The organism is Streptomyces sp. RLA131 (genome assembly GCF_056270125.1).
Map to the genome: position 1 here is coordinate 4,836,604 of NZ_JBWDOQ010000002.1, position 12,128 is coordinate 4,848,731.

Below are 12,128 nucleotides of genomic sequence, written 5' to 3' on the forward strand. Positions count from 1 at the left end.
GTGTTCGCCTCATGAGCCGAACAGACCTCCCCGTTGTGGACGCATGCTCGACCAGCAAGATGACGTGCAGGGAAACCGGGTATTGCCGGAGGGTGGTCCACCGGTATCGACCTGCGCCCGGGGCGCGGCCCGGCCCGCCGGGGAGCCGGCGCGGGAGGCCGGCGCGGGCCGGGCGGCGCGGGCCGGGCGGGGCAGCGCCTAGGCTCAGGAGTCATGGCAGCCAAGGAGATGCTCACGTTCGTCCTCGACCCCGGGCCGACCCCCGCCCTCCTGGACGAGCTCACCGCGCTGTGGGCCGAGGTCTCGGACGCGGGCGGCGCGGTCGGATACGCGGAGATCCCCGTCGACCGGGACGAGATACGCGCCGAGGTGGAGCGCTACGCCGCCGCTCTCGCCGAAGGCCGGATGCGGCTCCTCGCGGGCCTCGGTCCGGACGGACGTCTGGCCGCCACCGCCTTCTTCGCGCTGAACACCCGCCGGACCACGGGTCATTGGTGCTGGCTGTACACGGTCATGGTCCGGCCCTGCCTCCAGGGCGGCGGCCATGGCCGGGCGCTGCTGGCCGAGGCGGAGCGGCACGCCCGGAAGCTGGGCCTGGAGGCGCTGCGGCTCACCTGCCGCGGCGGCATGGGCCTGGAGGACTTCTACCGGAGCTGCGGTTACCGGGAGGTCGGCCGGGTCCCCGACGGCCTGCGGATCGCCGCCGACGACCACCGTGACGACGTCATGATGTGGCTCCCCCTGACCTGACCCCGGCCGGGCCGTGCTTCACTTGACGGGCACAGTGCCGTAGCCGGAACGTCACCGAAAGAGGGAACCCGCCGTGAGCTGGAAGCCGAGCTGGAAGCCGAGTGCCATGCTCCGCTATTCGCTGCTCCGCCTCGGACTCTTCGCCGCCTCCTTCGCGGTGGTCTGGGGCCTGGTCTACGTCCGGGTCCTTCCCGCGGGTCTGGGCAACTCCAACCTGCTGTGGGTCATGCTGCTCGCGCTCGTCATCAGTGCCCCGCTCAGTTACGTCCTGCTGCGCGGCCCCCGCGAGGAGGCCTCCGTCCAGGTGTCCCAGCGGGTGGAGCGGGCCAGGCGCGACTTCGACGCCACGGCGTCGCACGAGGACGCCGCCGACGACGCGGCGCGCGCCTTGCAGAGCTGACGTGGCCAAGCGGGTCGCACGGCCGGTACGCGAGCAGCAGATGCTCGGTGCGGCGGTGGCGACCTTCGCCCGGCGCGGTTACCGGGCCACGTCGATGGACGAGATCGCCGAGGTGGCGGGCGTCTCCAAGCCGCTGCTGTATCTGTATCTGAAGTCCAAGGAAGAGCTGTTCACCGCCTGCGTCCGGCGGGAGGCCGCCGCCCTGGACGCCGCTGTACGGGAGTCCGTCGAGCCCGGTGACGATCCCGAGCGGCAGCTCCGCTGCGGCCTGCGGGCCTTCTTCACGCACACCGCCGGGCACCCGGACGGCTGGGCGGTCCTCTACCGTCAGGCCCGTACGCAGGGCGAGCCCTTCGCCGGCGACGTGGAGCGGCTGCGGTCCGGCCTGGTCGCGTATGTCACCGCGTTGGTGTCGGCCGCCGCGGGCCCGGCCGACTGCGATGCCGCCGGGGTCGCCCACGCGCTGGTGGGCGCGGCCGAGTCGCTGGCGGAGTGGGCCAACGCGGTGCCGGGGAGCAAGCCCCAGGACACCGCGTCGACCCTGATGAAGTTCGCCTGGCCGGGGCTGGAGAGCCTGCTCAGACGGGGCTGACCGTGCCGCGCAGGTGCAGCCGGTCGTCGCCGCGCAGCTCGAAGGCGTCGCCGCCGGCGGCGTAGGTGACCCGGCCGGGGAGCAGGACCGGGGCCCTGAACTCGGCGCGGGCGGTGAACGCCTCGCCGGCCGGGGCGCCGTACGCGGCGAGGCAGCGGGCGAAGGTCCACATCCCGTGGGCGATGGGACGGGAGAAGCCGAGCGGCCGGGCCGTGAGCGGGTAGAGGTGGATCGGGTTGTAGTCCCCCGAGACGGCGGCATGGCGGCGCCCCAGGTCGGCGGCGAGCCCCCACTCCTCGACGGCCGGCAGCGGTCCGCCCGGCGGGTCGCCGGCCTCGGTGGCCCGCTCACCGGTGACCCGCTCACCGGTGACCCGCTCACCGATGGTCCGGTGCCGGGCCAGGTAGGTGCTGCGGTCCTCCCAGACGAGGGCGCCGCCGAGCCGGACCTCGGTGACCAGGACGGCTTCGGTGCCGCGGTGATGCGGGCGCAACCCGGCCGCGTAAACGGTCAGTTCGGGGCGGTCGGTGGTGCGCAGCGGCTGCCGCTGGACGATCTCCACCGAGGTGTGGACCAGCCCCATCAGCGGCAGCGGGAAGCCGCGTGCCGCCATGATCCGTGCCGCCAGCGGGAAGCCCAGGATGTGCGGATACGTGACGGGTACCGCGTGGCCGTCCGGGGGCGGGAAGCCGCACACACCGGCGTACGCGGCCGCCTTCCCGGCGTCGATGCGCACGGTGGGCCGGGTCAGCCGGGTCCCCGGCAGCGCGGCCTGCGGCGAGGGCCGCTTGCCGAGGCCGGTGAGGGCGCCCTTGGCGAGGGTCAGGAGCAGGGGCATGCGGTGAGGCCTCCGGCGGGGTCGGCTGGGGCGGTGCGGGCGGTGCGGGCGGCTGGGCCGGTGCGGGTCCTGGGCCGCATCACGCGCCCAGCAGGCTCTGGCCGCAGACCCGGACGACCTGGCCGGTGACGGCGGCCGAACCGGGCTCGGCGAGCCAGCCGACGGTCTCGGCGACATCGACGGGCAGGCCGCCCTGGCCGAGGGAGTTCATCCGGCGGCCGGCCTCGCGGATGGTCAGCGGGACGGCGGCGGTCATGCCCGTCTCGATGAACCCGGGGGCCACGGCGTTGACGGTGATGCCGCGCGCGGTGACGGCCGGGGCCTGGGCCAGGGCGCGGACGAAGCCGATGATCCCGGCCTTGCTGGCGGCGTAGTTGGTCTGGCCGGTGTTGCCGGCGATGCCGCTGATGGAGGCGGTGGCGACGATCCGGGCGTCCTCGCGCAGGGCGCCGGCCGCGAGAAGGGCGTCGGTGGTGCGCAGCACGCTGCCGAGGTTGACGTCGATGACGGAGTCCCAGCGGTCGGCGGCCATGTTGACGAGCCGTCGGTCGCGGGTGATGCCGGCGTTGTGCACCAGGACGTCCAGGCCGTCGGGGACGGCGGCGGCGATGCGTTCACCGGCGTCGGGGGCGGTGATGTCGGCGGTCAGCGGGGTGCCGCCGATCCGCCGGGCGACCTCGGCGAGGGTGTCGGCCGCCGAGGGCACGTCGAGGCAGACGACATGGGCCCCGGCGGCGGCGAGCGTGGTGGCTACGGCCTCCCCGATGCCCCGGGCGGCGCCGGTGACCAGGGCGGTACGCGGGCCGTCCTGGTCACCGGCGCCGGTGACCGTCCGCCGGGCGGCGGTGATCCGGACGACCTGCCCGGAGACGTAGGCCGACCTGGGGGAGAGCAGGAAGCGCAGCGTCGACTCGGCCTCGGCGGCCCCCGCGCCGTCGGCGAGCCGCAGGAGCTGGACCGTCCTGCCGCGTCCGATCTCCTTGCCCAGCGAGCGGATGAACCCCTCCAGGGCCTGCTGGGCGGCGGCCCGGTGGTGGTCGGCCGGGTCCGGGTCGGCGCCCAGGACCACCACCCGGCCGCGGTCCGCGACGGACCGGACGACGGGGTGCAGGGCGGCGTACACCTCGCTCAGCCCTTCCGCCGAGGCCACCGCCGTCGCGTCGACGACCACCCCGGCGTAGGAGACGCCGTCCTCGGCCTTGTGCCGTACGTCCGGCACCGGCAGCGCGGGGAGCACCTCCGCCCCGCCCGCGGTCAGCGACAGCACCGGCCCCTCCAGCGGCCCGCGCAGCGGCACCGGTTGCGGCAGCCCCAGCCGGCGGGTCAGGAAGCGGCCGGGCGCCGAGCCCGCGAAACCCAGGTACCGATCGCCCATTGGCCTTCTCCTTACTCGGGAGTAAATTTACGCGTGAGTAAGGTTACCGGAGGTAAGAGCACGCCCGCCTAGGAGTCCTCACCATGAACAGCAGTCCGCGCCGCGTCGCGATCCTCGCCGGCAACCGCATCCCCTTCGCCCGCTCCGACGGCCCCTACGCCACCGCCTCCAACCAGGACATGCTGGGCGCGGCCCTGGCCGGCCTGGTCGAGAGGACCGGTCTGGCCGGCGAGCGCATGGGCGAGTTCGTGGCCGGCGCCGTCCTCAAGCACAGCCGCGACTTCAACCTCGCCCGCGAAACCGTCCTGGGCAGCGCCCTCGACCCGGCCACCCCCGCGTACGACATCCAGCAGGCCTGCGACACCGGCATGCAGGCGATGATCGCCGTCGCCAACAAGATCGCGCTCGGCGCCGTCGACTGCGGTATCGCGGGCGGCACCGACACCACCAGCGACGCCCCGCTCGCCCTGAACGACGGGCTGCGCCGCATCCTCCTCGACACCCGCCGCGCCAGGTCCGGCACCGCCCGCGCCAGAATCCTGTCCCGGATCCGCCCCCGCCACCTCGTCCCCGAGATCCCGCGCAACGCCGAGCCCCGCACCGGGCTCTCCATGGGCGAGCACGCCGCGATCACCGCCCGCCGCTGGGGGATCGGCCGCGCCGAGCAGGACGAACTGGCCGCCGCCAGCCACCGGAACCTGGCCGCCGCCTACGAACGGGGCTTCTTCGACGACCTCCTCACCCCGTACCTGGGCCTGCGCCGTGACCAGAACCTGCGCCCCGACTCCACCCCCGAGAAGCTGGCGCGGCTCAAGCCGGTCTTCGGCACCCGCGAGCCCGGCGCCACCATGACCGCGGGCAACTCCACCCCGCTGACCGACGGCGCCGCGCTCGTACTGCTCGCGAGCGAGGAGTGGGCCGCCGCGCACGACCTCGCGCCGCTCGCCTACCTCACCGCCTACGAGACGGCGGCCGTCGACTTCACCGGCGACGACGCCGAGGGGCTGCTCATGGCCCCCGTGCACGCAGTCCCGCGGATGCTGGAACGCGCCGGACTCACCCTCGCCGACTTCGACTTCTACGAGATCCACGAGGCCTTCGCCTCCCAGGTCCTGGCCACCCTCGCCGCCTGGGAGGACCGCAAGCTCGGCACCGTCGACCGCGCCCGCCTCAACGTCACCGGTTCCTCCCTCGCCACCGGCCACCCCTTCGCCGCCACCGGCGCCCGTATCGCGGCGACCCTGGCCAAGCTGCTCTCCGGGACCGGCGGGCCCGCCCGAGGCCTGATCTCCGTCTGCGCCGCCGGCGGCCAGGGCGTCACCGCGATCCTCGAACGCCCCTGAGCCCCCGGCAGCCCTTCCAGCCCTTCCCTTCCAGCCTCTCCAGCCCCTGGAGCCCCGCATTCCTCCGGCCCTTCCGCCCCTCCGAGCCCGCCGTGTCCCGGCGCCGTACGTACCGCCAAGCCTTCTCCCTCGCCCATGGAGCCGCCATGTCAGCCGCCCCTGCCTCCGCTCCCGCCCTCGTGGAGCCCGAAAAGCTGCTCGGCAACGACCGGGTCGTCCAGGTCACCGTCCCGCCGCTGGTGCCCCCGGTCGCCCACGGCAGCCTCGCCGACATCCCGTTCGGCAACGCCGCCGAGGCACCGGACGAAGTGCTGCTCAGCCGCAAGGACGCGGGCGGACGCTGGCTGGACATCACCGCGGCCTCCTTCCGGGACGAGGTGCTCGCGGTGTCCAAGGGCCTGGTGGCGGCGGGGCTGCGGCCCGGCGACCGGTTCGCGATCATGGCGCGGACGACCTACGAGTGGACGCTGCTGGACTTCGCGGCCTGGGCGGCCGGACTGATCACCGTCCCCATCTACCCGACCTCCTCCGCCTCGCAGGCCGCCTGGATCCTGGCCGACTCCGGCGCGGTGGCCTGCGCCGTCGAGACCGTCGACCAGGCCCGGGTGATCACCGGCGTACGCGGGCAGCTCCCCGGGCTCCAGCATCTGTGGCAGATAGACGCCGGCGCCGTCGGCCAGCTCTTCACCGCCGGGCGCGACATCGCCGACGACGAGATCCTGGCCCGCCGCAGCATGCTCACCCCCGGCACGGTGGCGACCCTGATCTACACCTCGGGTACGACCGGCCGCCCCAAGGGCTGTGTGCTCACCCACGGCAACTTCTTCGCCGAGGTCGACAACGCCATCGAGCTGCTGCACCCCGTCTTCAAGGCCAGGACCGACGAACCCGCCGCCACCCTGCTGTTCCTTCCGCTCTCCCACGTCTTCGGCCGGATGGTCGCCGTCGGCTGCCTGCGCGCGCGGGTCCGCCTCGGCCATGCCCCCAGCATCGCCACCGACGACCTGCTCGCCGACCTCGCCGGCTTCCGGCCGACCTTCCTGCTGGCCATCCCGTACGTCCTGGAGAAGGTCTACAACACCGGCCGCGCCACCGCGGAGAAGATGGGCCGCGGCTCCTCCTTCGACCGCGCCGCCCGGGTCGCCCGGGCGTACGGGGAGGCCGAGGCGGCCGGCCGCAGCCCCTCCCTGAAGCTCAGGGCCGCCCACAAGCTGTACGACCCGCTGGTCTACCGCCGGATCCGGGCCGCCCTCGGCGGCAGGGTCCGCTACGTGATCTGCGGCGGTTCACCGCTGGGCCGCCGCCTCACCACCTTCTACGCGGGGGCCGGCATCCAGGTCTTCGAGGGGTACGGCCTCACCGAGACCACCGCCGCCTCCACCGTCACCCCGCCGCTGGCGCCCCGCCCGGGCACCGTCGGCTGGCCGCTGCCCGGCACGGCCGTCCGTATCGCCGAGGACGGCGAGGTGCTGCTCAGCGGCGGCCATGTCTTCACCGGCTACTGGAACGCCTCCGTGGACGCCGAACCAGCCCTCCGGCAAGGCTGGTTCGCCACCGGTGACCTCGGCCGGCTCGACGCCGACGGCTATCTGACGATCACCGGCCGCAAGAAGGAGATCATCATCACCGCGGGCGGCAAGAACGTCGCCCCCGCCCCCCTGGAGGACCGGCTGCGGGCCCATCCCCTGGTCGCCCAGTGCGTGGTGGTCGGCGAGGGCCGCCCCTACGTCGCGGCCCTGGTCACCCTCGACCCCGACGGCCTCGTCCACTGGCGGCGCATGCACCACAAGGAGGACCTCGGCCACCACGAGGTCACCACCGACGCGGACCTGCTCGCCGACATCCAGCGGGCCGTCGACGACGCCAACTCCACTGTCTCCCGCGCCGAGTCCATCCGCCGGTTCGCCGTCCTGCCGGTGGACTTCACCGAGGACTCCGGTCACCTCACCCCCTCCATGAAGCTCAGGCGCGCGGCGGTCACCACCGACTTCGCCGAAAAGATCGAGGCCCTGTACGCGGCCGGCCGCTGAGCGGACGGCCGCCCGTACATGCAGGAGCCCCGCACGGCGGGATGCCGTACGGGGCTCCTTCGGTACTGCTAGCAGGCCGCGATCAGACCGGCGTGACGTTCTCCGCCTGCGGGCCCTTCGGGCCCTGGGTCACGTCGAAGTTCACCTGCTGGTTCTCCTCCAGGGAGCGGAAGCCAGAGGCGTTGATCGCGGAGTAGTGGACGAAGACATCCGGGCCGCCGCCGTCCTGGGCGATGAAGCCGAAGCCCTTTTCAGCGTTGAACCACTTGACGGTTCCGGTAGCCATAAGCCCTCCTTGGGCCAAAGGGTTGCCCTGCTCCAGAACCTGCTACTGCGAAGTCTGAAAACTACAAAAGCCTGCGGGTTACATGCTCCGCAGGCTCTGTACTGCAAGGGAAACCGAACTGCAACTTGCGAAGAAGGTAGCACGCAGGATCGGCGCCGGGGAAGACCATCAAGATCCGATTTCTGAGACGGTGTCGCGGGGCCGAGCCGGGCCCGGCCAGGGGGTTGCGCGGGGGTGTCCACCGGCCCCGGCCACAAGATCCAACGACGCCCGGACTAGCCTCCTGATGTGGACAAATCTGCCTCAGACACCGCCGGCCGACCCACCCGCCCCCGCGTCGGGCACATCCAGTTCCTGAACTGCGTGCCTCTCTACTGGGGCCTCGCCCGGACGGGTGCCCTGCTCGATCTCGAGTTGACCAAGGACACTCCGGAGAAGCTCAGCGCCCAACTGGTCCGCGGCGACCTGGACATCGGTCCGGTCACCCTCATGGAATACCTCAGGCACGCCGACGAGCTGATCGCCCTGCCCGACATCGCCGTGGGCTGCGACGGCCCCGTCATGTCCTGCGTGATCGTCAGCCAGGTCCCCCTCGGACAGCTCGACGGTGCCCGGGTCGCGCTCGGCTCCACCAGCCGTACGTCGGTGCGCCTGGCCGAGTTGCTGCTCGCCGACCGCTACGGGGTGACCCCGGAGTACTACCGCTGCCCGCCCGACCTCTCGCTGATGATGCAGGAGGCGCAGGCCGCCGTCCTGATCGGCGACGCCGCGCTCCGCGCCTACCTGCACGACGGTCCGCGGCTGGGCCTGGAGGTCCACGACCTCGGCCTGATGTGGAAGGAGTGGACCGGCCTGCCCTTCGTCTTCGCCGTGTGGGCCGCCCGCCGCGACTTCCTCGCCCGGGAGCCCGGGACCGTCCGCGAGGTGCACGAGGCCTTCCTCGCCTCCCGGGACCTGTCGCTGGAGGAGGTCGCCAAGGTCGCCGAACAGGCGTCCCGCTGGGAGGCCTTCGACTCCGACACCCTCCGGCGCTACTTCACCACCCTGGACTTCTCCCTCGGCGCCGAGCAGCTCGCCGGCATCGCCGAATTCGCCCGACGCGTCGGCTTTCCGGCGGAGGCGAGGGTAGAACTGCTGTAATGCGGCCACTGGAAGCGAACGACCCCACCGTCATCGGCTCCTACCGGCTGCTGCGGCGCCTCGGCGCGGGCGGTATGGGCCGGGTGTACCTGGGCCGCAGCCCCGGCGGCCGGACCGTGGCGGTCAAGGTCGTACGCTCCGAACTCGCCGACGACCCGGAGTTCCGTACCAGGTTCCGGCGCGAGGTCGAGGCCGCCCGAAGAGTCGGCGCGGCGTGGAGCGCCCCGGTGCTCGACGCCGACACCGAGTCGCCGGTGCCCTGGATCGCGACCGGATACGTGGCCGGGCCCGCGCTGTCCGACGCGGTGGCCGGGTCCGGGCCGCTGCCGGAGACCGGGGTCAGGGCCCTGGGCGCCGGGCTGGCCGAGACCCTGGCCCATGTGCACGGCCTCGGGCTGATCCACCGCGACCTCAAGCCCGCCAACGTCCTGCTCGCCCTGGACGGCCCGCGCCTGATCGACTTCGGTATCGCCCGGGCCATGGACGCCACCGCCTCCCGTGCCACCGGCACCGGCGTGGTGGTCGGTTCGCCCGGCTACATGTCGCCCGAGCAGGTGCTCGGCCGGCCGCTGGGACCACCGTGCGACGTCTTCGCGCTCGGCGCGGTGCTGGCGTACGCGGCCACCGGGCGCGGCCCCTTCCGCGGGGACAGCGCCGCCGTACTCCTGTACAAGGTCGCGCACGAGGAGCCCGAACTCGACGGCATGCCGCCCGGGTTGCGCGCGGTGGCGGAGGCCTGCCTGGCCAAGGAGCCCTCGGTTCGGCCCACTCCGGCCGAGATCGCCGGACGGCTCGCGCCCGGCGGTGCGGCGCTCCTGGTACGGCAGGGCTGGCTGCCGCCCTCGCTCACCGGCCAGCTGGCCGCCCGCGCGGTCGAACTGCTCAGCCTGGAGGCGGCGGCCCCGCAGGACGCGCCGCCGCCCGGCTTCGGACCCGCCCCCAGCGACTACGTACCCCTGCCCCCGACCACCGCCGGGCACGAACCCCCGACGGCGCCCCCCGCCGGGCCGCGGCGCCGCAGGACCGCCGTCGCCGTCGCGGCGGCACTGGCGGTGACGGCGGCCGCCGGGCTGACGGTGTGGCTGCTGCCGTGGGGCAGCGCGGACGAGGGCACCGGCGACGCGGCCGCCACGAGCAGCCCGTCGGTGCCCGCCGCCTTCGTCGGACGGTGGAAGGGCGACACCACCACCGCGAACCTCGGGGCGCCCGGCACCATGGACATCACCATCAGGCAGGGAAAGGTCGGAGCGGTCGTCGGCCGCGACCACAGCGTGCTGTCGCTGCTCGGCACCACCTACGACTGCAGCGGAGACTGGAAGCTCCGCAAGGTCACCGCCAAGGAGATCGTCCTGGACACCAGCGGCGGCACCAACCCCCATCCGGGGATCTGCTCCGACGGCTCCGCCGACGAACGGTTCACCCTCAACTCCGACGGCACCCTGCACTACACATCCGGTGACGGCCTGGCCGGCCGGCCCGAAGGGGACCTCGCCAGGTCGGGCGGCTGAACCGCTGGCGTAGGCTGGCCCGGTCCGTCGAACCCTCCGAAAGGGATGCCCGGTGCCCGAGAACGCCGACCTCCAGTCCGTCCTCGACCGTGCCGCCGCAGGCGGCCGCATCACCCCGGAGGAGGCGCTCGCCCTCTACCGGTCCGCGCCCCTGCACGCGCTCGGCTCGGCCGCCGACGCCGTACGCCGCCGCCGCTACGCCGGCACCGAGCACATCGCGACGTACATCATCGAGCGCAACATCAACTACACCAACGTGTGCGTCACGGCGTGCAAGTTCTGCGCCTTCTACGCCGCACCCAAGGACACCGCCAAGGGCTGGTCGCGCGACCTCGACGACATCCTGCGCCGCTGCGCCGAGACCGTCGAACTCGGCGGCACCCAGATCATGTTCCAGGGCGGTCATCACCCGGACTACGGCGTGGAGTACTACGAGGAGCACTTCGCCGCCATCAAGCAGGCCTTCCCGCAGCTGGTCATCCACTCGCTCGGCGCCTCCGAGGTCGAGCACATGGCCCGGATCTCCGGCGTGCCCGTCGAGGAGGCCATCAGCCGCATCCACGCCGCCGGGCTGGACTCCTTCGCGGGCGCCGGCGCCGAGCTGCTGCCGGCCCGCCCGCGCAAGGCGATCGCCCCGCTGAAGGAGAGCGGCGAACGCTGGCTGGAGATCATGGAGATCGCCCACGGACTGGGTGTGGAGTCCACCTCCACCATGCTGATGGGCACCGGCGAGACCAACGCCGAGCGCATCGAGCACCTGCGCATGATCCGTGACGTGCAGGACCGCACCGGCGGCTTCCGCGCCTTCATCCCGTACACGTACCAGCCCGAGAACAACCACCTCAAGGGCCAGACGCAGGCCACGCTCTTCGAGTACCTGCGCATCATCGCCATCGCGCGGCTCTTCCTGGACAACGTCGCCCACATCCAGGGCTCCTGGCTGACCACCGGCAAGGAGGTCGGCCAGCTGTCGCTGCACTACGGCGCCGACGACCTCGGCTCGGTGATGCTGGAGGAGAACGTGGTCTCCTCGGCGGGCGCCAGGCACCGCTCCAACCGGATGGAGCTGATCCACCTCATCCGCTCCGCCGGCCGCGTCCCCGCCCAGCGCGCCACGACCTACGAGCACCTCGTCATCCACGACGACCCGGCGAACGACCCGGTCAACGACCACGTCGTCTCCCACTTCTCCTCGACCGCGATCGAGGGCGGCACCGCCCACCCCGAGCTGAAGCTGATCGACGCGAGCTGATGCTCACCCTGCACACCGGCACCGACGGGCGGGCCGTGGTGATCTCCGGCGGCCGCCTCGCCGCCGTCGGCCCGGTCGCGGAACTGCTCACGCGGTACGGCGACCGGGTCCGGGTCCGCGACTGGCCCGGGGTGCTCACCCCCGGGCGCCATGAACCGGACGCCGTCGCGCTGCTGGAGCACGCCTACTGGCCCGACCCCCGGGAGGCGGACGAGCTGGGCACCGAACCGCTGACCGGCGCCGCGCTCACCGCGCTGGCGCCCACCGACAGCCGCTGGGGCGCCAGCGCCCGGCGCGGCGTCCAGCGGCTCCTGGCGTCCGGGACCACGGCGCTCGCCGGCCCCTTCACCCGCCCGACGGTCCGCTCCGCCGTGCAGCGCTGCGGTATCCGCGTCGGCCCGCCCGGCCCCCGCGCCCTGGCGCCGGACGACGCCGCCGACTTCGCGGTCCTCGCCCCGGACGGCCGCTGCCTGGCCACCGTGCTGGGCGGGCGGCTGGTGTACCGGAGCCGGTGACCCGCGCGGCGGCCGCGCTGCCGCCCGTACGAGCACGCGCGGAGCGCGTCGCGCGCCGACACGACCCTGCGGCCGAGGCCGGGCGGGCCGCACGGCACA

12 protein-coding genes are annotated in these 12,128 nt (G+C 73.5%); 9 read left to right on the forward strand and 3 right to left on the reverse strand.

The features are described from left to right. Positions 1-213 precede the first annotated feature (213 nt). The 3 genes from RWE79_RS22930 (at position 214) to RWE79_RS22940 (ending at position 1,742) form a co-directional block, all read left to right on the forward strand. Positions 214-750, forward strand: a complete 537-nt coding sequence (locus tag RWE79_RS22930; protein ID WP_475941940.1) for an N-acetyltransferase family protein — start codon at positions 214-216, stop codon at positions 748-750. Between the two features lie 106 nt (positions 751-856). After that, complete coding sequence (locus RWE79_RS22935) at positions 857-1,150, forward strand: DUF4229 domain-containing protein (RefSeq protein ID WP_475946030.1); 294 nt, start codon at positions 857-859, stop codon at positions 1,148-1,150. Positions 1,151-1,190: 40 nt separating this feature from the next. Then, entirely contained in the window at positions 1,191-1,742 is a 552-nt protein-coding gene (locus tag RWE79_RS22940) for a TetR/AcrR family transcriptional regulator (protein ID WP_475946032.1), read from the forward strand. On the opposite strand, the gene RWE79_RS22945 is transcribed toward RWE79_RS22940, so the two are convergent. Next, positions 1,729-2,580: a MaoC family dehydratase gene (locus RWE79_RS22945; protein WP_475941941.1), complete on the reverse strand. Its 852-nt coding sequence runs from the start codon at positions 2,578-2,580 to the stop codon at positions 1,729-1,731. The two genes, RWE79_RS22940 and RWE79_RS22945, sit on opposite strands and share 14 nt — an antisense overlap. A 79-nt stretch (positions 2,581-2,659) precedes the next feature. Next, on the reverse strand, positions 2,660-3,955 hold the full coding sequence (locus RWE79_RS22950; protein ID WP_475941942.1) for a 3-oxoacyl-ACP reductase: 1,296 nt from the start codon (positions 3,953-3,955) through the stop codon (positions 2,660-2,662). Between the two features lie 83 nt (positions 3,956-4,038). Here RWE79_RS22950 and RWE79_RS22955 point away from each other — a divergent pair, with 83 nt between their 5' ends. Together RWE79_RS22955 and RWE79_RS22960 are read left to right on the forward strand one after the other, a co-directional pair. Then, a complete protein-coding gene (locus RWE79_RS22955) occupies positions 4,039-5,298 on the forward strand; it encodes an acetyl-CoA C-acetyltransferase (RefSeq protein WP_475941943.1) in 1,260 nt (419 codons plus the stop codon). Between the two features lie 146 nt (positions 5,299-5,444). Beyond that, positions 5,445-7,328, forward strand: coding sequence for an AMP-dependent synthetase/ligase (locus tag RWE79_RS22960; RefSeq protein ID WP_475941944.1), 1,884 nt, complete (start codon positions 5,445-5,447; stop codon positions 7,326-7,328). An 82-nt stretch (positions 7,329-7,410) separates the two neighbouring features. Here the strand turns inward: RWE79_RS22960 and RWE79_RS22965 are convergent, their stop codons facing one another. Next, positions 7,411-7,614 (reverse strand): cold-shock protein, encoded by a 204-nt coding sequence (locus RWE79_RS22965; protein WP_003984261.1) that lies wholly within the window; start codon positions 7,612-7,614, stop codon positions 7,411-7,413. 288 nt (positions 7,615-7,902) lie between these two features. Between RWE79_RS22965 and RWE79_RS22970 the strand changes: the two genes are divergently transcribed. From RWE79_RS22970 to RWE79_RS22985, 4 genes are read left to right on the forward strand one after another with little or no spacing between them, the layout of a single operon-like run. Beyond that, entirely contained in the window at positions 7,903-8,754 is an 852-nt protein-coding gene (locus RWE79_RS22970) for a menaquinone biosynthetic enzyme MqnA/MqnD family protein (RefSeq protein WP_475941945.1), read from the forward strand. Further along, a complete protein-coding gene (locus tag RWE79_RS22975) occupies positions 8,754-10,262 on the forward strand; it encodes a serine/threonine-protein kinase (protein ID WP_475941946.1) in 1,509 nt (502 codons plus the stop codon). Before RWE79_RS22970 ends, RWE79_RS22975 begins: the two co-directional genes overlap by 1 nt. Before the next feature lie 52 nt (positions 10,263-10,314). Continuing rightward, a complete protein-coding gene (gene mqnC, locus RWE79_RS22980) occupies positions 10,315-11,514 on the forward strand; it encodes a cyclic dehypoxanthinyl futalosine synthase (protein ID WP_475941947.1) in 1,200 nt (399 codons plus the stop codon). Beyond that, on the forward strand, positions 11,514-12,029 hold the full coding sequence (locus tag RWE79_RS22985; protein WP_475941948.1) for an imidazolonepropionase-like domain-containing protein: 516 nt from the start codon (positions 11,514-11,516) through the stop codon (positions 12,027-12,029). The genes mqnC and RWE79_RS22985 overlap by 1 nt, the downstream gene beginning before the upstream one ends. The last annotated feature ends 99 nt before the right edge of the window (positions 12,030-12,128 follow it).